Origin of the sequence: Comamonas sp. UBA7528 (genome assembly GCF_002479375.1) — a bacterium.
Classification (GTDB): domain Bacteria; phylum Pseudomonadota; class Gammaproteobacteria; order Burkholderiales; family Burkholderiaceae_C; genus Comamonas.
Window position 1 is genome coordinate 389,706 of the sequence record NZ_DLMU01000010.1, and the last position, 21,410, is coordinate 411,115.

Annotated in this window: 17 protein-coding genes; 12 read left to right on the plus strand and 5 right to left on the minus strand. The window is 67.0% G+C overall.

Going from position 1 to position 21,410, the window contains the following annotated elements; genetic code table 11:
- Positions 1-3: 3 nt before the first annotated feature.
- Positions 4-1,713 carry an arginine--tRNA ligase gene (argS, locus tag B3349_RS14785; RefSeq protein WP_291589823.1) on the minus strand — a complete coding sequence of 570 codons (1,710 nt, stop codon included), beginning with the start codon at positions 1,711-1,713 and terminating at the stop codon, positions 4-6.
- A 295-nt stretch (positions 1,714-2,008) separates the two neighbouring features.
- On the opposite strand from argS, the gene B3349_RS14790 reads away from it, so the two are divergent.
- The 6 genes from B3349_RS14790 (at position 2,009) to B3349_RS14815 (ending at position 10,466) form a co-directional block, all read left to right on the plus strand.
- Complete coding sequence (locus tag B3349_RS14790) at positions 2,009-2,560, plus strand: sigma-70 family RNA polymerase sigma factor (RefSeq protein WP_291589825.1); 552 nt, start codon at positions 2,009-2,011, stop codon at positions 2,558-2,560.
- Positions 2,553-3,527, plus strand: coding sequence for a FecR domain-containing protein (locus B3349_RS14795; RefSeq protein WP_291589827.1), 975 nt, complete (start codon positions 2,553-2,555; stop codon positions 3,525-3,527). The genes B3349_RS14790 and B3349_RS14795 overlap by 8 nt, the downstream gene beginning before the upstream one ends.
- 198 nt (positions 3,528-3,725) lie before the next feature.
- Positions 3,726-6,191, plus strand: coding sequence for a TonB-dependent siderophore receptor (locus B3349_RS14800; protein WP_291589829.1), 2,466 nt, complete (start codon positions 3,726-3,728; stop codon positions 6,189-6,191).
- Between the two features lie 166 nt (positions 6,192-6,357).
- Positions 6,358-6,864, plus strand: coding sequence for a sigma-70 family RNA polymerase sigma factor (locus B3349_RS14805; RefSeq protein WP_291589831.1), 507 nt, complete (start codon positions 6,358-6,360; stop codon positions 6,862-6,864).
- Positions 6,861-7,862 carry a FecR family protein gene (locus B3349_RS14810; RefSeq protein ID WP_291589833.1) on the plus strand — a complete coding sequence of 334 codons (1,002 nt, stop codon included), beginning with the start codon at positions 6,861-6,863 and terminating at the stop codon, positions 7,860-7,862. Before B3349_RS14805 ends, B3349_RS14810 begins: the two co-directional genes overlap by 4 nt.
- 129 nt (positions 7,863-7,991) lie before the next feature.
- Positions 7,992-10,466: a TonB-dependent siderophore receptor gene (locus B3349_RS14815; RefSeq protein ID WP_291589834.1), complete on the plus strand. Its 2,475-nt coding sequence runs from the start codon at positions 7,992-7,994 to the stop codon at positions 10,464-10,466.
- Between the two features lie 88 nt (positions 10,467-10,554).
- Here B3349_RS14815 and B3349_RS14820 read toward each other — a convergent pair whose 3' ends face one another.
- Together B3349_RS14820 and B3349_RS14825 are read right to left on the minus strand one after the other, a co-directional pair.
- The gene (locus tag B3349_RS14820) at positions 10,555-11,001 is read right to left on the minus strand and encodes a DUF2214 family protein (protein WP_291589836.1); all 447 of its coding nucleotides are present in this window, start codon (positions 10,999-11,001) and stop codon (positions 10,555-10,557) included.
- Complete coding sequence (locus tag B3349_RS14825; protein WP_291589837.1) at positions 10,998-11,930, minus strand: LysR family transcriptional regulator; 933 nt, start codon at positions 11,928-11,930, stop codon at positions 10,998-11,000. Before B3349_RS14825 ends, B3349_RS14820 begins: the two co-directional genes overlap by 4 nt.
- 324 nt (positions 11,931-12,254) lie before the next feature.
- Between B3349_RS14825 and B3349_RS14830 the strand changes: the two genes are divergently transcribed.
- Complete coding sequence (locus B3349_RS14830) at positions 12,255-14,447, plus strand: malate synthase G (RefSeq protein WP_291589838.1); 2,193 nt, start codon at positions 12,255-12,257, stop codon at positions 14,445-14,447.
- Positions 14,448-14,659: 212 nt separating this feature from the next.
- Here B3349_RS14830 and B3349_RS14835 read toward each other — a convergent pair whose 3' ends face one another.
- The gene (locus B3349_RS14835) at positions 14,660-15,556 is read right to left on the minus strand and encodes a LysR family transcriptional regulator (protein ID WP_291589876.1); all 897 of its coding nucleotides are present in this window, start codon (positions 15,554-15,556) and stop codon (positions 14,660-14,662) included.
- An 80-nt stretch (positions 15,557-15,636) separates the two neighbouring features.
- On the opposite strand from B3349_RS14835, the gene B3349_RS14840 reads away from it, so the two are divergent.
- From B3349_RS14840 to B3349_RS14855, 4 genes are all read left to right on the plus strand, one after another.
- Positions 15,637-17,034 (plus strand): acyclic terpene utilization AtuA family protein, encoded by a 1,398-nt coding sequence (locus tag B3349_RS14840; protein WP_291589840.1) that lies wholly within the window; start codon positions 15,637-15,639, stop codon positions 17,032-17,034.
- Positions 17,027-17,410 (plus strand): AtuA-related protein, encoded by a 384-nt coding sequence (locus B3349_RS14845; protein ID WP_291589842.1) that lies wholly within the window; start codon positions 17,027-17,029, stop codon positions 17,408-17,410. Before B3349_RS14840 ends, B3349_RS14845 begins: the two co-directional genes overlap by 8 nt.
- Positions 17,411-17,464: 54 nt before the next feature.
- Positions 17,465-18,463 (plus strand): Bug family tripartite tricarboxylate transporter substrate binding protein, encoded by a 999-nt coding sequence (locus tag B3349_RS14850; protein WP_291589845.1) that lies wholly within the window; start codon positions 17,465-17,467, stop codon positions 18,461-18,463.
- A gap of 122 nt (positions 18,464-18,585) precedes the next feature.
- Positions 18,586-19,500, plus strand: a complete 915-nt coding sequence (locus B3349_RS14855; RefSeq protein ID WP_291589847.1) for a ChaN family lipoprotein — start codon at positions 18,586-18,588, stop codon at positions 19,498-19,500.
- A gap of 60 nt (positions 19,501-19,560) precedes the next feature.
- Here the strand turns inward: B3349_RS14855 and B3349_RS14860 are convergent, their stop codons facing one another.
- Positions 19,561-20,448 (minus strand): LysR family transcriptional regulator, encoded by an 888-nt coding sequence (locus B3349_RS14860; RefSeq protein ID WP_291589848.1) that lies wholly within the window; start codon positions 20,446-20,448, stop codon positions 19,561-19,563.
- 427 nt (positions 20,449-20,875) lie between these two features.
- On the opposite strand from B3349_RS14860, the gene B3349_RS14865 reads away from it, so the two are divergent.
- A complete protein-coding gene (locus tag B3349_RS14865; RefSeq protein WP_291589849.1) occupies positions 20,876-21,133 on the plus strand; it encodes a cysteine-rich CWC family protein in 258 nt (85 codons plus the stop codon).
- Positions 21,134-21,410: the final 277 nt, after the last annotated feature.

Below are 21,410 nucleotides of genomic sequence, written 5' to 3' on the forward strand. Positions count from 1 at the left end.
TGCTTACATACGATCGGGCGCGGACACGCCCAATACCGCCAGACCATTGTGCAGCACTTGTGCCGTCGCGGCGACCAGGGCCAGACGCGCCAGCTTGACCGCTTCATCGTCCACCAGGATGCGCTCGGCGTCGTAGTAGCTGTGGTAGCTGGATGCCAGATCGCGCAGGTAGAAGGTCACGTCGTGCGGGGCATTGCCTGCTGCGGCAGCGCTCAGCATTTCGGGGTACTTGGCCAGCAGCAGCATCAGCGCCTGGGCCTGGGGGCCTTCCAGCGCGGACAGGTCCACCTTTTCGAGCGCAGACACGCCCGCGCCGCCGGCTTCCTGCCAGGCGCGCAGCACGGACTGGATGCGGGCATGGGCGTACTGCACGTAGTACACCGGGTTGTCGTTGTTCTGGGCCACGGCCAGATCGACGTCGAAGGTGTATTCGGTGTCGGGCTTGCGCGAGAGCAGGAAGAAGCGCACCGCGTCCTTGCTGGTCCACTCGATCAGATCGCGCAGCGTCACATACGAGCCGGCACGCTTGCTGATCTTCACTTCCTCGCCATTGCGCACCACGCGCACCATGGTGTGCAGCACATAGTCGGGGTAGCCCTGGGGGATGCCGACATTCGCCGCCTGCAGACCGGCGCGCACGCGGGCGATCGTGCCATGGTGGTCGGTCCCCTGGATGTTGACGACCTTGCCGTAACCGCGCTTGAACTTCTGGATGTGATAGGCCACATCCGGCAGGAAGTAGGTGTAGGTGCCGTCGGTCTTGCGCATCACGCGGTCTTTGTCGTCACCGTAGTCGGTGGACTTGAGCCACAGCGCCCCGTCCTGCTCGTAGGTGTGACCGCTTTCGATCAGGCGCTTGACCGTGTCTTCCACATGGCCGTTCTGGTACAGGCTCGATTCGAGGTAGTACTCGTCGAACTTGAGGTTGAAGGCCTGCAGATCCTTGTCCTGCTCGTTGCGCAGATAGGCCACGGCAAAGTTGCGGATGTTGTCGTAGTCCTCGACATCGCCGTTGGCGGTGAACTCGCGGTCATCGGCCTTGACGGTTTCCTGGTTCAGGAACGCCTGGGCAATGTCGGCAATGTAGTCACCGTTGTAGAAATTCTTGGCCAGCGGGTTCTCGCTGTCGGTCGGCCAGCACGCGTCACCGGGCTTGAAGCCCTTGGCGCGCAGTTGCGTGGACTTGGTCAGGGTGTCGATCTGCACGCCCGCGTCGTTGTAATAGAACTCGCGGTGCACCTTCCAGCCCTGGGTGGAATACAGATTGCTGATGGCATCGCCAATCGCCGCCTGGCGGCCATGGCCCACGTGCAGCGGGCCGGTGGGGTTGGCAGAGACGAACTCGACCAGGACGTTCTCGCCGCGGTCGGCCTGGAAGCCGAAGCGGGCCCCCTGCGCCAGCACTTCGCGCACGATTTCCTGCTTGGCAGCGGGCTTGAGGCGGATGTTCAGAAAGCCAGGACCGGCGATCTCGATCGCATCCACCCACTGCTGGAACGCGGGCGTGGCTTCCAGCGCGGCCTTGAGCTGTTCGCCCAGTGCGCGGGGATTGGCCTTCAGAGGCTTGGCCAGCTGCATGGCCGCCGTGCAGGCGAAGTCGCCATGGGCTGCCACCTTGGGGTTTTCAAATGCGGCGCGGGCGCCGGCGCCGGGCGAAAGTGTTTCGAGCTCGGCAGCCAGGGCTGCGAGCAAATCCTGTTTGACGGAAAGCATCGGGGGATTTTACGTGGCTGTCCATATCTTGCCGGCGGCCCATGGCCACACCCTTGGGGCCGTGCTGGCAGCCCACCCCCCTGCCAATGGCGGCAGCGCCTGCATGGTCACCCTCCAAACCGCCCTCAGCCCTTGCGCCATATACACAAACAGCTCCTCTTTTTACATTTCCATAAAACTTCGCAGGCTTCCAAGGGGCGCAGCCACGGCGCCTTGCCCCCGCACACCGTGGCGATGCCACGACACCGCCTCAAACAAATAACAATCATTCTCATTCAAGAATAGAATCGCCGGCATGTCCCCGCCGCATCCGCCGTTCGACCCCATGCAGCAGGCCCAGCAACTGTTCGCGGGGCACCATCCCTGGCTGCTGTCCCGGCTGAAGGCCCGCCTGCGCAACACGGCCGAAGCGCAGGACGTGGCATCCGAAACCTTTCTGCGGGTGGTCGCTGCGCCGCAGCCGATGCGGATTGACGAGCCGCGCGCGTTTCTGACCACCATCGCCCAGCGCCTGCTGTTCACCCTGTGGCGGCGGCGCGAGCTGGAGCGCGCCTACCTGGAAGCCCTGGCCCAGCGCCAGGACGAACTGGCCCCTTCGCCCGAAGAGCGTGCGCTGCTGCTGGAAACCCTGGAAACCATTGCCCAGGCGCTGGAGGGCTTGCCACTCAAGGCCCGGCAGACTTTCCTGCTCAGCCAGCTCGACGGACTGACCTACCATGCCATTGCCGAGCAGCTGGGCATTTCGCACAGCACGGTGCGCCGCCACATGACCGAAGCCTTTCGCCGCATTGCCATTGCCCAGCTGCAGCAGCAGGCGGGTGTCCTGCGGGCGGCCCGCCATGGCTAGCCGCGCCAGTACCCCGCTGGACAGCGCCACCGAGGCCGCGATCGGCTGGCTGGTGCAGCTGCATTCCGGAGACATGGGCACACCAGAGCGCGACCGCCTTGCGCAGTGGCTGGACGCCGACCCGCAGCACCGCACCGCCTGGGAGCAGCTGCAGGCGCCGCTGCAACGGCTGCGCGTACCGCAGCCCGCGGCCGGCCGCCTGCTGAGCGACACCCTGGCCCGTGCCGAGTCCCGTACCCGCAAACGCCGCCAGGTGCTGCGCGGTGCCCTGGGCCTGGGCGGCGTGGCCGTGGGCGCAGCCTGGCTGGCCGACCGCCACCAGCCCGTCGCGCAATGGAGCGCCGACCTGCGCACCGGCACCGGTGAGCGGCGCGAATTTCTGCTCCCCGATGGCAGCCGCCTCACGCTGGATGCGCGCTCGGCGGTGGACCTGGATTTCCGCCCCGGCCACCGCCGCGTCCGGCTGCGCCAGGGCGCCCTGCTGGCCGAGGCCACACCCCAGGCCGATCTCGGCCCCGCCTTCACCGTGCACACCGTGCATGGCCAGGTCCAGGCCCTGGGCACCCGCTTTACCGTGCGCCTGCAGGACACCTCCAGCCTGGTGGGCATGCTGGAGCACAGCGTGGAAATCACCACCACCAGCGGCCAGCAGCGCCAGCTGCACGAAGGGCATAGCGCCCGCTTCACTGCCACGGACATCGAGGATGCCGACACGCTCAGCCCGGAAGGCTCGGCCGCCTGGCGGCACGGCATGCTGCAGGTGCACGACCAGCCGCTGGCCGACGTGGTGCAGGCGCTGCGTGCCTACCGCCCGGGCGTGCTGCGCATCGCGCCGCGTGCGGCCGCCTTGCAGGTCTATGGCACCTATGCGCTGGACGACACCGACCGCGCCCTCACCGCGCTGGCCGAGACCCTGCCCATCACCGTGCACCGCGCGCTCGGCGGCTGGCTGGTGACGATCGAGTAAGCCCACACGGGAAGCAAACCAGGCATCCCGCGGGCCCGGGATGGGCTCCCCCGTCCGCCGCAACCGCACTGCCATGCCCCCCAACCGGCTTCCCGCACCCTGCCCGTGCAAAAAAATGAACACTTTGCGCGGGCTGTTCGACAAGCCATGGACACCTTCGGGTTCTGTCCTTTGTCCACCTTTGTCGAAAGCCTTTGCATGCTGCACCCCTGCCCCCTGCCGTTGCGCGCCCTGGCCGCTGCGGCCCTGGCCTGCGCCTTGAGCGCCCACGCCCAGACCGCCACCACCGCGGGCCCCGCCGCCTCCACCTCCACCACCATCCGCAGCTATGACCTGCCGGCCCAACCCCTGGGCAGCGCCCTGGCCCGCATCGCCGCCGACAGCGGCCAGCAGATCAGCCTGGACGCCGAGCTGGTGCGCGGCCGCAGCGCACCGGCCGTGCGCGGCAGCTACACCGCCGAACAGGCGGTGCGCGCCGCCCTGGCGGGCAGCGGACTGGAGCTGGTGCGCACGGGCGCCGGCAACTGGTCGCTGCGCACGCAGTCCACGCCAGCCCCGCGGGCTGCCGGTGAAGCCCCCAGCCTGGGCGAAGTGCGCGTGAGCGCCGAGGCCACACGCAGCGCCACCACCGACCACACCGGCAGCTACACCGCCCGCGCCGTCACCATCGGCAAGGGCGAACAGCCCCTGAAGGACATTCCACAATCCGTCAGCGTGGTGACGCGCCAGCTGATGGACGAGCAGAACGCCACCTCGGTCTACGACGCCCTGGCCAGCACCACGGGCATCACCCTGCTGCAAAGCCCGCAGGGCGGCAAATACATCTATTCGCGCGGCTTCGACATTGCCACCCTGCAGTACGACGGGGTCAATGTGCAGCGCCTGTACGGGCGCTCCAGCAACTACGGCGGCAGCACCGCCATCTACGACCGCGCCGAGATTCTGCGCGGTTCGGCCGGCCTGCTGCAGGGCGGCGGCGACCCCAGCGGCGCCGTCAACCTGGCGCGCAAGCGCCCGCTGAAGGAAGGCGGCGTCAGCGTCACGGCCAAGGCCGGCTCCTGGGACCGCTACGCCACCCAGATCGATGGCAGCAGTGCACTGAATGCGGAAGGCACGCTGCGCGGCCGGGCCGTGCTGGATGTGGAGGACGAGCATTCCTTAATCGACTTCGCCAACCGCCGCAACACCACCCTGTACGGCACGCTGGAGTACGACCTCTCGGCACAGACCCAGGTCAGCATCGGCGCCAGCTACGAAACTTTCAAGGGCAGGCCCTTCATCTCGGGCCTGCCGCGCTACAGCGACGGCAGCGACATCCGCCTGCCGCGTTCCACCTACCTGGGCGCCAGCTGGAACCGCCAGGACAACAGCACCCAGACCATTTACGCCGACCTGTCGCACCAGTTCAACGACCAGTGGCGCGCCAAGGTCTCGGCCATCCATGTGCAGGAAGATGTCTACCTCAAGTACGCCTCCTCCCAGCGCACCGTCAACCCCGCCACCGGCCTGGGCGGCACCGTGGCCAACATCACGGACGCCAGCCAGAAGGCCTGGGGCATCGACGCCAACCTGACCGGCGAGTTCACGGCTTTCGGGCGCCAGCACGAGCTGGTGCTGGGCACCAGCTACAACCACACCCGGGTGGACACGGACTACAGCTCCAAGACCCCGTTCACTCCCATCGATGTGTTTGCGCCCAATCCCTACCGGCCGGAACCCACGGATGCCGAGATCCGCTACGCCAACACCGAAAACCGCCTGGCCACGACCCGCCAGCTGGGCGCCTACGGTGCGCTGCGCCTGCAGCTGAGCGACCCGCTCAAGCTGGTGGTGGGCGGTCGTGCAGCCTCCTACAGGACGATCTGGGACACGACCGTCACCACACTGGGCGTCGCCACACCCTCATCCACCCTGCAGGACAACAACCGCTTCATGCCGTTTGCGGGCCTGATCTACGCAGTCAACCCCAGCTGGTCGGCCTACGCCAGCTATGCCGACATCTTCAACCCCCAGTGGTCACTGGATGCGGCAGGCCAGAACCTCAAGCCCATCCAGGGTGCCACGTATGAAATTGGGCTGAAAGGCGAGCTCTTCGGCGGCCGAGCCAACACGTCCTTCGCCCTGTACCGCGTGGACCAGAAAAACCGTGCCACCGAAGACCTGGCCTCGGGAGCGAACTGCCGCGACGGCTATTACTGCTACACCGACGGTGGCCGGGTGCGCAGCCAGGGTTTTGACGCCGAGATCAGCGGCGAGCTGGCGCGCGGCTGGAACCTGTTTGCCGGCTACACCTTCAACCGCAACACCTACGAGCGCGACATCAACAACCAGGGACAGGACTTCAACACCTATACACCCAAGCACATGCTGCGTGCCTGGACCACCTACCAGTTGCCGGGTGCATGGAGTGCCTTCACCCTCGGCGGCGGTGTGAATGCGCAAAGCGCCTCCTACCGCAAGGTGGGCACCGTGACCATCCATGCCCCGGGTCGCGCGGTATGGAGCAGCTACGTGCGCTACCAGATCAACAAGCAGTGGCAGGCTTCGCTGAACTTCAACAACATGTTCGACAAGCACTACTACACGTCGATCGGCAATCTGGTCAACAGCAGCCACTACGGCGATCCCCGCAACGTCATGCTGACCCTGCGCGGCAACTTCTGACGGGCCTGCCCGCCCCCTGCGGGCTCTGCCACACCCCCAGCCGCCTCCGGGCGGCTTTTTCACGTGCAACCTTCTCGCAACAGCGGCGGACGATCACCTGTATCAGGTGTGCAAAATCTATAATAAGAGTCATTCTCATTGTTGGCTGTGTTGCTCCGCCTCGTCCATGTCTGCGCTCTCTCCTGTTGACCGCCTGCGTGCCCAGGCGCTGTTCTCCGACCACCACCCCTGGCTGCTGGGCCGCCTGCACGACCGCCTGCGCAACCGTGCGCAGGCCGAGGACATGGCCTCCGAAACCTTCGTCCAGGTCATCGGCAGCGAGCGCCTGGCCTCCATCGAGCAGCCGCGCGCCTTCCTGACCACTGTGGCCAAGCGGGTGCTGTACGAGTTCTGGCGCCGGCGCGACCTGGAGCGGGCCTATTGCGCGGCCCTGGAGCAATTGCCCGAAATCCACGTGCCCTCCGCCGAAGACCGGGCCCTGCTGCTGGAATCGCTGGAGCGGATTGCCCAGGCCCTGGACGGCCTGAGCGACAAGGCGCGGCACGCCTTTTTGCTGAGCCAGCTCGACGGACTGACCTACCAGGAGATTGCCGACCACATCGGCGTCTCGCACGGCATGGTGCGCAAATACATGGCCCAGGGCTGGCGCGCCTGCACGCTGGCCACGCTATGAGGGCCAAGCCAGCGGCACGTACGCTCGATCCCGTCACCGAGGCCGCCATCGAATGGCTGGTGGTGCTGCGTTCCGGCGCCACCACGGGGGCCGAGCAGCAGGCCTTCGAGCACTGGCTGCGGGACAGCTCGGCCCACCGCCAGGCCTGGGAGCAGTTGACCGGACCGGTCCAAGGCCTGTTCACCCAGGTACACGCGCTGAACCAGCGCCACCCCGGCCAGGCCGAGGTCATCACCGGCACGCTGCACGACAGTAGCCGGCGTCTGGTCCAACGCCGCCGCCTGCTGCGCGGCGCGCTGGCCGTGGGCGGCCTGTCGGCCGGCGCCGCGCTGCTGGCCGACCGCTGCTGGCCCCTGCAGGACATGCTGGCCGAGCTGTGCACCGGCACAGGCCAGCGGCGTGAATTTGCCCTGGCGGACGGCAGCACACTGCTGCTCAATGCCCGCTCGGCCGCCAATCCCTTGCACATCCAGGGCTTGCGCGGCGTGGCGCTGCAGGCAGGTGAGGCCATTGCCCAGGTCACGGCGGGAAGCACCCCTTTTGCCCTGCGCGGCCCGCACGGCCAGCTCCAGGTGGAGCCCGGCGTGCAGGCGCGCATGCTGATGCGCCTGGACACCACACGCAGCCTGGCCGTGGCGCTGGAGCAACCGCTGCAGCTGAGCACGCCCCAGGGCGCGCAACAGCCACTGGCACCGGGCCAGGCGGCCTGGTTCGGTCCGAGCGGCATCGAGGCCGTCCCCCACATCGCATCCACCGCCGCCACCTGGCAGCGCGGCCAGCTGGAGGTGCACGACCGCCCGCTGGGCGAGGTCGTCGCGGCCCTGCGTGCCTACCGGCGCGGTTTCATCCGCATCACCGATGCGGCCGCCGCCCTGCAGGTCTACGGCAGCTACCCGCTGGATGACACCGACCATGCCCTGGCCGCCATTGCGCAGACGCTGCCCGTGGTGGTGCACCACCAGGCGGGAGGGTGGCTGGTGCGCATTGCCCTGGCCTGAGGTTCGGCGGACGGCCACGCACCATCCGGCATGGCGTGCACTTTTTTTCCGCAGGCGGTAGCACTTTGGGCGACTCGTTGCACATCCGGTGAAAGCCTTTTTGTTTGTGACCCTTCACCGGAACCCGCCATGCGACGCGCCACACCGTTCACCCCGCTGCCACCCCGCGCCCTGCGCCCCACTGTGCTCGCCACCGCCTTGCTGCTGGCCTGCGCCGCCCCCGCCTTGCAGGCGCAGGCCTCCGCATCCACTGCCGAGGACAGGGCCGAGGTCCGCAGCTTCGATATCCCCGCCCAGCCCCTGGGGGTCACGCTGGCGCGCATTGCCACCGAGGGCGGACAGACCGTCTCCATCGATGCTGCCCTGGTCCGCGGCCGCTCCGCACCTTCCGTTCAGGGCCGCTACACGCTGCAACAGGCGGCCCAGGCTGCGCTGGCCGGCAGCGGGCTGGAGCTGGTACGCACGGGCAACGACAGCTGGGGGCTGCACGCAGCGCCAGCCGGCAAACCCGCCTCCGGTGCCGGCGCGGCAGCGGGCAGCGATGTCTCCCTGGGAGAGGTGCGCGTGACGGCCCAGGGTGAGCGCAGCCTGGCGACCGAGCACACCGGCAGCTACACCACGCACGCCCTCTCCATTGGCAAGATGCCGCAGTCGATCCGCGAGACGCCGCAATCGGTCACCGTGGTGACGCGCCAGCAGATGGAAGACCAGAATCTGGTGGCGGTGGAGGATGTGATCGCGCAGACCACGGGCACGTCCAAGTCGCAGCGCAACTACGGCGCCCATGTCTACACCATGCGCGGCTATGAGATTCCCGACAGCAACTACCTGCTCGACGGTGTGGGCGGCGCCAGCTACAGCCCCACGGGCTGGGTGCCCATGGATACGGCCATCCTGGACCGCGTGGAAGTGCTGCGCGGCGCCGGCGCCCTGGTGGTCGGCGCTGGCGACCCCAGCGGCGTGGTCAACATGGTGCGCAAGCGCCCGCGTGCCGAAAAACACCTGGAAGTGGCCCAAAGCATCGGCTCGTGGAGCAATTACCGCAGCGAGGTGGATGCCGGCGGCCCGCTCAACGAAGCCGGCACCGTGCGCGGCCGGGTGGTGGCCGCCTATACCGACCGCAAGTATTTCTACGATCTGGCCCACAGCAAGGCACCCATGCTCTACGGCGTGATCGATGCGGACCTGGGCGACAGCACCAGGCTCACACTGGGCTACCGCCACGAGCAGGTGGGCATTGATGGCTACGCCATCTTCGGGCTGCCCAGCTACGCCACCGGTGCTTCGCTGGGCCTGCCGCGCTCCACCTCGCTGGGCCAGCGCTGGAACCGGCACGATGCCAAGGTCGACGAGGTGTTTGCCGAACTGGAAAAGCACTTTGCCGGTGACTGGGTGGGCAAGATCACGCTCAATCGCAACAAGACCACGGTCACCCAGAAACTGGGCATGGCGCGTGGCGCGGTCGACCCAGCCACCCACCTGGGCGCGTACTTTCTGGGCACGGAATTCACCGACCGCGATATCGACGCCAGCGGCCTGGATGCCCATGTGAGCGGCAGCTTCCAGGCACTGGGCGGGGTGCACAAGATGATGTTCGGCGCCAGCTGGAAGCAGCAGGACGTCTTCACCCAGTCCTTCACGGCCAGCCAGCGCATTCCGGTCGACCTGTTCCACTTCAACCACGACCTGATTCCCGAGCCTGCCACGCCGGTGTATGACTTTGGGCTCAAGGAGCGCTCCAGCCTGCTGGGCATCTACGCCAGTGCCCGCCTGCAACTGGCCGATCCCTTGCACCTGCACCTGGGCGGGCGCTTCAACTGGTTCAAGTTCCGCTCCAACGACCACTTCACGGGCGCGCTGACCAATGACTACCGGCAAAGCGGCCAGTTCACACCCTATGCCGGTCTGGTGTACGACCTCGGGCCGCAGTGGTCGGTGTATGCCAGCTATACCAGCACCTTCCAGCCGCAATCGCAGTACGCCAACGTCGAGGGGCATCAGCTCAAGCCCGCCATCGGCGCCAACTACGAAGCCGGCATCAAGGGTGAACTCATGGACAGCCGCCTGAACGTGGCGTTGTCGGTGTTCAACATCAAAAAGCGCAATGTCGCCGTGTACGACCGCGACCATGAAGGCCTGTGCCCCGGCATCACCACCAACGACTGCTACCGCAACGCCAGCCTGTTGCGCAGCAAGGGCTTTGATGCCGAAATCGGTGGCCGCATCGCCAGAGGCTGGGACGTTGCCGCAGGCTACACCTACCTGAGCACGCGCGATGCGGAAGGCCAGTCTCTGGCGTCCGATGCGCCACGCCATCTGCTGCGCCTGTCCACCAGCTACACCTTGCCGGATGCATGGTCGGACTGGAAGATTGGTGCCAACCTGGCCGCACAAAGCAATGCCTATGTGGACACGGTGCAAAACCCCGGCCATGCCGTGCTGGATCTGCGCGCCGCCTACCGCATCAACCGCCAGTGGACGGCGTCCCTCAACATCGCCAACGTGACAGACCGCGTGTACTGGGCTGCCATTGGTGGCGCCCGCAACGGCAGCTACTACGGCGCCCCGCGCAATGCGACGCTGACCTTGCGCGGCACGTTCTGACCCGGCGCCAGCACCCATGGCCGGCCCCTCCATCCCCGCCAATGAAAAGGCCGCTTCACAGCGGCCTTTTCAGCATCATCGCGCAGCGTTACCAGCCGCGCGCCCAGAACACGGCGATGACGGCGATCACCGGAATCAGGTGCGACTGCCACATGATCCAACGGCGCGTGCGGCGCACGGCATCTGCCGGCGGCAGGCTGCCCTCGGCCTGCAAGGCCTTGGCCCAGCGGCGAAAGTCGATGGAGGGCTTGATGGACATCAGCGCCGCCAGCACAAACAGCGTCATCTTCAGGTGGAACAGCGGCTGGCTGACATACCAGCCCATGCCTTTGGCGCCCCACAGCACGCGCGCCACGCCGGACAGCAGCAGCACCACAGCCGCAATGCCGTAGATCAGATCCAGCCGCACCAGGCGCCGCACCACGGCGGCATTCATCCACTCGGCACGGCACAGGGCGGCCTCGCTGCTCAAGAACACCACCAGGGTCAGGATGGCCACCATGTGGATGGCGGCCAGTACAGCTTCCAGGGTCATGGATTCACTCCCTCGCGCCAGAACTCCGGGCGCTCATAGTGCATTTTGAGGTAATCGATCCACAGGCGGACGCGCAAAGGCATGTGCTTGCGTTGAGGAAAGACAACGTAAATGCCATTCGGGGGGGCGGCAAACTCTTCCAGCACCGCCACCAGCCGGCCAGCGGCGATCTCGGTCTCCACCTCCCAGGTGCTGCGCCAGGCCATGCCCCAGCCGCCCAGGCACCAGTCGTGCAGGACCTGGCCATCGGAACAATCCAGCGGCCCCCCGGGTTTGATGTGCACCACTTCGCTGCCGCCGCTGTCCTGCGGCATGCGAAAAGCCCAGCCCCGCGTCTGCGAGGCATCGCTGGACAGCGTCAGGCAGCGGTGCTGCGCCAGCTCGCCCGGGTGGCGCGGCGTGCCGTAGCGCGCCAGATAGGCCGGCGTGGCCACGCACAGGCGCCGGTTGTCGGCCATGCGCACGCTGACCAGGGAAGAATCGGGCAGATCGCCCACCCGCACCGCGCAGTCGTAGCCTTCACCGGCCAGGTCCACCACGCGGTCGCTGAGGTTCAGCGAAATCGTCACCTCGGGGTGCAGATCGTGAAAACGCGGCACCAGCGGCGCCACATGGCGGCGGCCAAAGCCGGCCGGTGCCGTGACGCGCAAATGCCCGGTGGCCCTGACGCCGCCGGCCGACACGCTGGCCTCGGCGTTGGCCACATCGGACAGCAGGCGCTGGCAGTCCTCCAGAAAAGCGCTGCCCTCGTGTGTGAGGCTGATACGCCGCGTGGTGCGCACCAGCAGCTTCACGCCCAGGTGCTCTTCCAGCGCGTCCAGGCGCCGCCCCATGATGGCGGGCGCCACCCCTTCCGCCTTGGCCGCAGCCGTCAGACTGCCCTTGGTGGCAACGGAAACGAAGGATTCGAAGGCTTTGAGTTTGTCCATACACCCCGGTGCAGTCACGGTGCCTGGTGCAAGCCCACAGCGTGGCGGCCACTCCACTCCTTGCCCAGGAGTCGGCCGCTTGCGCTTGCGGTCCTTGCACGCACAGCGATCAAAACAGATATTTCTACAGCGCCGCCACCGTGGCAGGAAGGCCCGCAGCCCCACGCTGGTGCGCAGCATGCGTCACTTTTGCAAAAAAGTCATTGGTTTTGACATATTCGGTCGGTTTATTAACCGAATTATTTCTAATACAGTGTACCCAGCACCTATCCTGGTGGGCTGTTTCCGGCCCGCTTTGTTTTGTTTTCTGCCCACGAGGTTTCCATGACCCAACGCACCAATGCCCACGGCCTGCAAGTGGCCAACGAGCTGTACAACTTTGTGAACACACAAGTGCTGCCCGGCACCGGTGTGGAACAGGATGCCTTCTGGAAGGGCTTCAGCACCCTGGTGGGTGACCTGGCCCCCAAGAACGCCGCCCTGCTGGCCGAGCGTGACCGCCTGCAGATCGAGCTGGACACCTGGCACAAGGCCAACCCCGGCCCCATCGCCGACATGGCGGCCTACAAGCAGTTCCTGACGCAGATCGGCTACCTGGTCGAGTCCCCCAAGGACGCCAAGGCCACCACCGAAAACGTGGACGCCGAACTGGCCCAGATCGCCGGCCCCCAGCTGGTGGTGCCCATTCTGAACGCCCGCTACGCACTGAACGCCGCCAACGCCCGCTGGGGCAGCCTGTATGACGCGCTGTACGGCACTGACGCCATCAGCGAAGAAGGCGGCGCGGAAAAGGGCAAGGGCTACAACCCCGTGCGCGGCGCCAAGGTCATCGCCTTTGCCCGCAACTTCCTGGACCAGTCCGTGCCGCTGGCCGCTGGCTCGCATGCCGACTCCACGGCCTATGCCGTCGAAGGCGGCAAGCTGGTCGTCACTCTCAAGGACGGCAGCAAGACCGGCCTGAAGGACGCGGACAAGTTCATCGGCTTCCAGGGTGATGCCGCAGCCCCCTCCTCGGTGCTGCTGAAGAACCACGGCCTGCACATCGACATCATCGTCAACAAGTCCACCCCCATCGGCAGCTCCGACGCCGCCGGCGTGTCCGACGTGGTGGTGGAAGCCGCCGTGTCCACCATCCTGGATCTGGAAGACTCCGTGGCAGCCGTGGACGCCGAAGACAAGGTGCTGGGCTACAGCAACTGGCTGGGCATTCTGAAGGGCACGCTGACCGAATCGTTCGAAAAGGGCGGCAAGACGCTGACCCGCGGCCTGAACGGCGACCGCACTTACACCGGCGCCAACGGCCAGCCGGTCACACTGCATGGCCGCTCGCTGATGTTCCTGCGCAATGTGGGCCACCTGATGACCAACCCGGCCATCCTGTGGGGCGCCGAAGGCAAGGAAATCCCCGAAGGCATCCTGGACGCCGTGGTGACCACCGCCATCGCCATGCACGACCTGCAGGGCCACGGTGCCAACGGCATCCGCAACAGCCGCACCGGCAGTGTCTACATCGTCAAGCCCAAGATGCACGGCCCCGTGGAAGTGGGCTTTGCCAACGAACTGTTCGGCCGCGTCGAACAGCTGCTGGGCCTGAAGGCCAACACCGTGAAGCTGGGCATCATGGACGAGGAGCGCCGCACCTCCGTCAACCTGAAGGCGTCCATCGCCGCCGCCCCTGCCCGCGTGGCCTTCATCAACACCGGCTTCCTGGACCGCACCGGCGACGAGATGCACACCGCCATGCAGGCCGGCCCCATGGTGCGCAAGGGCGACATGAAGTCCTCCGCCTGGCTGGCCGCCTATGAGCGCAACAACGTGCTGGTGGGCCTGACCATGGGCCTGCGCGGCCGCGCCCAGATCGGCAAAGGCATGTGGGCCATGCCCGATCTGATGAAGGCCATGCTGGAGCAGAAGATCGGTCACCCCAAGGCCGGCGCCAACACCGCCTGGGTGCCTTCGCCCACCGGTGCCACGCTGCACGCCCTGCACTACCACCAGGTGAGCGTGGCCGACGTGCAGAAGGAACTGGAAAAGACCAGCGCCGACACCGAGCGCGACAACATCCTGGCCGATCTGCTGCAAATTCCCGTGGCCAAGGACCCCAAGTGGACCGACGCCGAAAAGCAGCAGGAGCTGGACAACAACGTGCAAGGCATCCTGGGCTATGTGGTGCGCTGGGTCGACGCCGGCGTGGGCTGCTCCAAGGTGCCCGACATCCACAACGTGGGCCTGATGGAAGACCGCGCCACGCTGCGCATCTCCAGCCAGCACATCGCCAACTGGCTGCTGCACGGCGTGGTGACCGAGCAGCAGGTGCGCGACACCTTTGCCCGCATGGCCAAGGTGGTGGACGGCCAGAACGCCGGCGACGCCAGCTACCAGAGCCTGGCCGCCAACCCCGGTGGCGCCGCCTTCCAGGCCGCTCTGGACCTGGTGTTCAAGGGCGTGCAACAGCCTTCCGGCTACACCGAGCCCCTGCTGCACGCCTGGCGTCTGAAGGTCAAGGCAGGCGCCTGATTCTCCGGAAAAAATAGCAGCACTGGCCTGCGGAGATGGCGTTGAAATTCATTTCAACGGCAATCACATAGCCCGCAATCCAGAGCTGCGATCTATACAAAAAAGCACCTTCCTCAGGTGCTTTTTTATTTCCGCCACCGCGTGCCTGCGCACTCCCGGCCGTTCCATACCGTTGTGGCCAACACGGGCCTTGTGCACGCGGAGCACAGGCCCTAGGTCGGCCCCTGCACCGGCCGCATGGCCAGCATCAGGCGGTACAGTGCCTGGGCAGCCACCGACAGACTGCGCTCGCGCCGGCGCACCAGGTAGATCTGGCGTTCCATCCCGGGCAGCGGCAAGGGCCGGGTACACAGGCCCGGCTTGTCAAAGTGAAACAGCGACAGCGCCGGCACCACGCTGATGCCCAGGCCCGCCTGCACCAGCCCCATCACCGTGGCCAGTTGCTCCACCTCCACCAGGGTGCGCAGGGTTTGCGGAAACAGCGCGGCATCCAGGTACTGGCGCACGCTGCTGTGCCGGGCCAGGTGCACAAACGGCCAGGGCTGCAGATCGCCCAGCCGGATCTGCGCTTGGGCGGCCAGCGGGTGGTCGGTGCGGCACACCAGGTGAAAGTCGTCGCGGCAAAACGGCTCGGCCTGCAGCTCGGGCGTATCGGCGCGGATGGCGGCCAGCGCAAAGTCGGCATCGCCCTGGGCCACGGCGGCAATGCAAGGCTCGGACAGCACATCGTGCACCGCCAGCTCCACCCCCGGGTGTTGGGCCATGAACTGCGCCAGCACCTGCGGCAGCCATCCCGCTGCCAGCGACGGCAGCAGCGCCACTGCCACATGGCCGCGCGCCAGCTGGGCGGTGTCGCGCATGGCGCGGGCGCAGTCGTCCAGCTCGGCCGCAATGCGCTGGGCCGACAGCAAAAAGCGCTCGCCCTCCTGCGTCAGCAGCACGTGGCGCGTGCTGCGGTCGAACAGGCGCAGACCCACGCTGTCTTCCAGCGCCTTGATGAGGGCGCTGAACGCGGGCTGGGACAGGTGGCAGCGCGCGGCGGCGCGGGTGAAGTTCTTCACCTCGGCCAGCGCCAGAAAGGCCTGGATGTCCCGCGCCGAAAGATTCATCTGCATTCCAAATCAATTCATCTCAACTATCTATTTCACAGCTTAGATGCGGCTTCCTATAGTGGTCTACAGGAGATTCCATGACACCCGCTACGCCCCCTCCCGCCCCTCTGCTGATTGGCTGTGCCGCCGGCTTCTCGGGCGACCGCATCGATGCCGCCGGCCCCGTGGTGCAAGAGCTGATCCGCCAGCAGCAACCGGCGGTGCTGATTTTCGAGACCCTGGCCGAACGCACGCTGGCGCTGGCCCAGCTGGCCCGGCGCAGCAACCCGGAAGCCGGCTTCGAGCCGCTGATGCCCGAATTCCTGCGCCCCGTGCTGGCTGATTGCATGCAGCACGGCATCCGCATCGTCAGCAACTTTGGCGCGGCCAACCCGCCTGCGGCGGCCCGCGCCATCCAGCGCCTGGCACTGGAGCTGGGGATCCGCGCACCGCGCATTGCGGTGGTACACGGCGATGACCTGAGCGCACCCGCACACCGCCCGCTGCTGACCGCTGCCCTGGCCGAGCGCATGCCCGCACACGAGCTGGTCAGCGCCAATGCCTACATCGGCGCCCAGCCCATTGCAGCGGCGCTGCAGGCCGGTGCCGAGATCGTGGTGTGCGGGCGGGTGTCCGACCCCTCCCTGGTGGTGGGCCCCGTCATGGCCCACTACGGTTGGGCCTGGAACGACTGGGACCGCCTGGGCCGCGCCACCATGGTGGGCCACCTGCTGGAATGCGGCACGCAAGTGACCGGCGGCTACTTTGCCGACCCTGGCTACAAGGAGGTGCCGGGCATGGACCGTCTGGGCTACCCGATTGCCGAGGTGGATGCCGAGGGACACTGCACGCTGTTCAAGCCACAGGGCACCGGCGGCTGCATCACCACCGCCACCGTCAAGGAACAGCTGCTGTACGAAATCCACGACCCGGCGCAGTACCTGACCCCCGATGTGGTGGCCGACATCAGCACCGCAGAAGTCATCGCCGTCGGCCCGGACCGGGTGCGCCTGCAGGGGGTGCAAGGCCACGCCCGCCCCGACACGCTCAAGGTCAATGTCTGCTACGCCACAGGCTGGTTTGCCGAGGCCGAAATTTCCTACGCCGGGCCCCGCGCCGCGGAGCGTGCGCGCCTGGCAGGACAGACCATCCAGCAGCGCCTGGGCCATATCGCACCCCTGCGCACCGACCTGATTGGCGTGACCAGCGTGTGGGGCGACGACAGCAGCCGATGGCTGGAAGGCGCCGACCTGCAGCATGCCAGCCAGGATGTGCGCCTGCGCATGGCCTGGCAGCACGCAGACCACGCGGCCGCCCTGCGCCTGCCGCGCGAAGTGAATGCCCTGTACTGCTGCGGCCCGGCCGGCGGCGGTGGCGTACGCACCCATATGCGCCAGCGGCTGGGGCTGACCTCGTGCTACATCGCCCAGCAGCACATTGCCACCGGCTTCACCTGGGCCGCCCCTTTGACCACCACGGAGGTGTCGCATGCCTGAAGCCACCATCACCCTGCCGCTGTACCGGCTGGCCCATGGCCGCACGGGCGACAAAGGCAACCGCTCCAACATCAGCGTGATCGCCTACCACCCCGCGCTGTGGGAGCTGGTCCACACCCAGGTCACGGCAGACGCCGTGCGCGCCCTGTTTGCCGACCGCCAGCCGGGCCAGGTCACCCGCCATGTGCTGCCTCAGTTGCAGGCCATGAACCTGGTGCTGGACGATGTGCTGGACGGGGGCGTGAACGATGCCCTCAACCTCGACAGCCACGGCAAGACCCTGTGCTTTCGCGTGCTGCAGATGCCCATCACCGTTCCGGCCGTGCTGCTGCCCCAGCTGCAGCCGCATCTGGCAGGCCCCCCGACAGACGCCTAGGCGGCAACAGACCGCCAGCGTATTGCTTTCATAACCATACCAAGGAGACACACCATGACAACACTGCCCCATCCCGCCCATCTGGCCCGCCTTGCTCGCCGCACCCTACTGGCCAGCGGTATCGCACTGGCGCTGGCCCCCAGCGCCTTCGCCCAGGCTGCCTACCCCAACAAGCCCATCACCTTGCTGGTGCCGTTTGCCGCCGGCAGTGCCACCGACCAGCTGGCCCGCGCCCTGGGGCAGTCCATCACCGACCAGACCAAGCAGCCCGTGGTGGTGGAAAACAAAGGGGGGGCCAGTGGCATGATTGCCGCGCAGGCCGCTGCCAAGGCCGCCCCGGACGGCTACACCGTGCTGATCACCACCAACACCACGCATGCGGCCAATGAACACCTGTACAAAAAGCTGTCCTATGACCCCGTCAAGGACTTTGCGCCGCTGAGTGGCCTGGGCAAGGGCGGCCAGGTGCTGGTGGTGCCCGCCAATGCGCCCTACAAGAGCGTGGGCGAGCTGGTGGCCTTTGCCAAGGCCAACCCCGGCAAGCTGAGCTTTGGCAGCGGCAGCTCGTCCAGCCGCATTGCAGGCGAAATGCTCAAGCAACTGGCAGGCGTGGACATCCTGCATGTGCCCTACAAGAGCAACCCGCTGGCCATCACCGACCTGCTGGGCGGCCAGATCAACCTCATGATCACCGACGTCTCCACCGGCGTGCCGCAGATTAAGGCCGGCAAGCTGCGCGCCCTGGGTTATTCCACCCCCAAGCGCAGCACCCAGCTGCCCGATGTGCCCACCATTGCCGAAGCCGGCGTCAAGGGCTACGACATGGGCTACTGGTTTGCCGCCTATGCCCCCGCCCACACGCCTGCACCCGTGGTGGCCAAGCTCAACCAATTGCTGACCACCGCCGTGGCCAGTGCGGCCGCCAAATCGTTCTTCGAGATGTCGGGGTCCGAGCCCTGGACCACCACCCCACAGGAGCTGGCCCAGTTCCAGGCGGCCGAAACCCAGAAGTGGGGCCAGGTGATCAAGGCCGCGGGCATCACACCCGAGTGAAGGCCCTGGGCCCACCGCGCTCCCCGGCGGTCCCTCTGCGCCATCCACTGCCAGGCCCTGCGGGGCCTTTTTTTGCGGGGTGCTGGCAAGGCAAGCCGCATGGCTTCCGCTACCATGCGCCCATGCTGTTGAAAACCATTCTCATTCACAAGTTTGCACGCGCCATCTTGGCGCTGGCGGTGCTGGCACTGGCCGGCTGTGGCGCACTGCACTCGGCTCCACCCGCTTCCCTGACTGCGGACGCCCTGGATGCTCCGGGCTGGCTGCGGCATCTGGAACGCTTCGATCGTGCCCAGCCCCTGCCCGCCATCCTGCTGCTGGGCGAACAGCACGATGCCCCGGCCCACCAGCAGTGGGAACGCGGAACCATCCTGGCCCTGGCCCGCGAAGGCCGTCTGGCGGCCGTGGTGCTGGAAATGGCCCATGCCGGCACGGACACCCGTGCGCTGGACACCAACCCCAGCGAAAACGACGTCCAGGCCGCACTGCAATGGAATGCCGCCGGCTGGCCCTGGGAACGCTACGCCCCCATGGTGATGGCTGCCGTGCAGGCCAGTGTGCCGGTCTATGGCGGTAATCTGGCGCGCAGCGCCATGCGTGGCGTGATGCAGCAAGCCCACTGGGACCAGCACCTGTCCCCTGCCGCCTGGGAACGCCAGCGCGATGCCATCCGCACCGGCCACTGCGGCCTGCTGCCAGAGGCCCAGCTCACGCCCATGGCCCGCATCCAGCTGGCCAAGGACGAACGCATGGCCCAGACCGCCAAGGCGCTGCTCCAGCCTGGCAAGACCGTGCTGATCGTGGCCGGGCGTGGCCATGTGCTGCGGGAGGTCGGGATCCCCACCTGGTTGCCGGCCCACATCACCACCGGCGTGGCCGTGGCCCAGGCCCAAGGCGCCGAGCCCACGCTGGTCAGCGACCGCGACTGGCTGGTCCGCACCCCGGCCATACCCGCCCAGGACCATTGCGCCGCACTGCGCGCGCAGTGGAAAGACGGTGCACCGGGCACGGCCCGGCCTGCGGCCAAGCAGCCTTGACGGCGGGAGCGTATCCACCCAGCGCGCACACTTGGCACCAGGGGCTACAAGAGGCCCGCCTCAGCAGGCAAATGCCGCCAGCACCTGCAGCACCGCCTCCACCGCCGGGTTGGGCACGGGCAGCCGGCGGTGGGCCACCGCCATGGGGCGCAGCAGCGGCGGGTACAGCGGGCGGATGTCCACGCCGGCCACGTGGCGCTGGTCCTCCACCTCTTCCAGCGGCAGCAGCGCCGCACTCTGGCTGGCGGCGGCCAGGCTTTTGAGGGCACCGGGGTAGGTCAGCGTCAGAAACGGACGCGGATGGTGGCCGGCCTGGCCAAACCAGGCCGAAATCAGCCCGTGCATCTGTGTGGCGGGGGCAAACGAGGCCCAGCGGCGCTCGGCCAACCAATCCGGCGTGATCTGCGCTGGCGCATTCCAGGCCGAGGGCAGCAAAGCCACCATGGCGTCGGTGCGCCAGGGCGTGAGCACAATGTCAGCCATCGCCGGCTGAATTCCGGCCACCACGGCGATATCCAGCGTGCCAGCCTGCAGGCGCTGCATGGCGTCAGCGGAACACTCTGCTTCCAGCCGTACTTCCACCCCCGGGCTGCGCTGGCCCAGGGCTTCCAGCATCAAGGGCAGCAGCCGGGTGCTGACGCCGGCCGACACGCCCACACGCACCAGCCCTTCGCGCCCGCTGGCACGACGCTGCACCAGGTCAATCAGATCGTCACTCGCAGCCAACAGCTTGCGGCCTTGTTCCACCAAAGCCGCTCCCGCCGGTGTCAGCTCGGCCTGCCGGCGCCCGCGCAGCAGCAGCACCGCGTCCAGGCGGGATTCCAGTTCCTTGATGTGCAGGCTCACCGTCGGCGGCGCCAGATGCAGCGCCTGGGCCGCAGCGGCGAAAGTGCCCAGATCGGCAATGGCGATCAGGGTTTGCAACTGGTCGAGGTTGAGGTTACGCATCAGAATTTCTGCAGTAATGCTTCATTGAATTCAACTTTACGGATGTTAGTGCGGAACGGAACATTGCGGCCATGCACCATGAACCGCCGCCCTCCACCACCGTCTGCCCAGCCCTTGCTGAACCAGTGGCTGTATCACCCGAGGCCCGCCGTCGCATCGTGGCCTGTCTGCAGCGCTGTGCCCGCACCGCAGGGGTCCGTGTCCTGGACGCATTGCGGCGTGCCGAAAAGCGCATCACCGAAAACTTCCGGGTACCACCCCATGGCGGCTGAAGTGGCAGGCTGCAGCGCCAGGCCAACAAATCACACCGGTATCGATGGCACAGCTCGGCCGCCAGCAAGCCACGGGGGACTGCGGCTGCGGCTGGCATCCGTCAGCCATACCCCCGCGCACCCTGGTCATGGCTGGCCGCCCTACACTGCACAACATGGCTTTCTCTGCACCGCCCCCTGGCGCTTTCGCAAGCGTTGATCCACTGCGCTGCCCCTTGTGCGGCCAGAGCAACCAGTGCGCCATCACCGCCGGCATGGCGCCGGAAAGCTGCTGGTGCATGCGCGCCAATATCGCACCCGACGCGCTGGCAGCCATTCCCGAAGCCCAACGCCGCCAGTCCTGCCTGTGCCCGCGTTGCGCCGCCGGGCAGTTCCCGGGGACCGCCACTACGGCAACAGCACCGCGCGGCTGACAAGAACGCCGCCGCTTTCAGCCACCTTGGCCCATGCCTGGCGTGGCCAAGGCCTCTGCGGCCGCCTGCGTTGCCCAATGTGGCAGCAGCGCTGCAGCCCAGTGCATCCCAGCATTCCCATTCCCTGCCGCCCATAAAAAAACCCACAGGAGCACGCGCAGCGTGCTCCTGTGGGTTGGCTTGTCTGTCAATCGAAGACGGGGAAATCAATCAATGAATGCGAGGGCCTTGGCTTGCCCTTTTATTTCTGCACCACCAAAAACAAAACCCCCAGCCT

What these genes read in the sequence shown, in the direction of transcription:
- argS (WP_291589823.1), bottom strand. Translation starts at nt 1,713, where the DNA reads ATGCTTTCCGTCAAACAGGATTTGCTCGCAGCCCTGGCTGCCGAGCTC.
- B3349_RS14790 (WP_291589825.1), top strand. Translation starts at nt 2,009, where the DNA reads ATGTCCCCGCCGCATCCGCCGTTCGACCCCATGCAGCAGGCCCAGCAA.
- B3349_RS14795 (WP_291589827.1), top strand. Translation starts at nt 2,553, where the DNA reads ATGGCTAGCCGCGCCAGTACCCCGCTGGACAGCGCCACCGAGGCCGCG.
- B3349_RS14800 (WP_291589829.1), top strand. Translation starts at nt 3,726, where the DNA reads ATGCTGCACCCCTGCCCCCTGCCGTTGCGCGCCCTGGCCGCTGCGGCC.
- B3349_RS14805 (WP_291589831.1), top strand. Translation starts at nt 6,358, where the DNA reads ATGTCTGCGCTCTCTCCTGTTGACCGCCTGCGTGCCCAGGCGCTGTTC.
- B3349_RS14810 (WP_291589833.1), top strand. Translation starts at nt 6,861, where the DNA reads ATGAGGGCCAAGCCAGCGGCACGTACGCTCGATCCCGTCACCGAGGCC.
- B3349_RS14815 (WP_291589834.1), top strand. Translation starts at nt 7,992, where the DNA reads ATGCGACGCGCCACACCGTTCACCCCGCTGCCACCCCGCGCCCTGCGC.
- B3349_RS14820 (WP_291589836.1), bottom strand. Translation starts at nt 11,001, where the DNA reads ATGACCCTGGAAGCTGTACTGGCCGCCATCCACATGGTGGCCATCCTG.
- B3349_RS14825 (WP_291589837.1), bottom strand. Translation starts at nt 11,930, where the DNA reads ATGGACAAACTCAAAGCCTTCGAATCCTTCGTTTCCGTTGCCACCAAG.
- B3349_RS14830 (WP_291589838.1), top strand. Translation starts at nt 12,255, where the DNA reads ATGACCCAACGCACCAATGCCCACGGCCTGCAAGTGGCCAACGAGCTG.
- B3349_RS14835 (WP_291589876.1), bottom strand. Translation starts at nt 15,556, where the DNA reads ATGAATCTTTCGGCGCGGGACATCCAGGCCTTTCTGGCGCTGGCCGAG.
- B3349_RS14840 (WP_291589840.1), top strand. Translation starts at nt 15,637, where the DNA reads ATGACACCCGCTACGCCCCCTCCCGCCCCTCTGCTGATTGGCTGTGCC.
- B3349_RS14845 (WP_291589842.1), top strand. Translation starts at nt 17,027, where the DNA reads ATGCCTGAAGCCACCATCACCCTGCCGCTGTACCGGCTGGCCCATGGC.
- B3349_RS14850 (WP_291589845.1), top strand. Translation starts at nt 17,465, where the DNA reads ATGACAACACTGCCCCATCCCGCCCATCTGGCCCGCCTTGCTCGCCGC.
- B3349_RS14855 (WP_291589847.1), top strand. Translation starts at nt 18,586, where the DNA reads ATGCTGTTGAAAACCATTCTCATTCACAAGTTTGCACGCGCCATCTTG.
- B3349_RS14860 (WP_291589848.1), bottom strand. Translation starts at nt 20,448, where the DNA reads ATGCGTAACCTCAACCTCGACCAGTTGCAAACCCTGATCGCCATTGCC.
- B3349_RS14865 (WP_291589849.1), top strand. Translation starts at nt 20,876, where the DNA reads ATGGCTTTCTCTGCACCGCCCCCTGGCGCTTTCGCAAGCGTTGATCCA.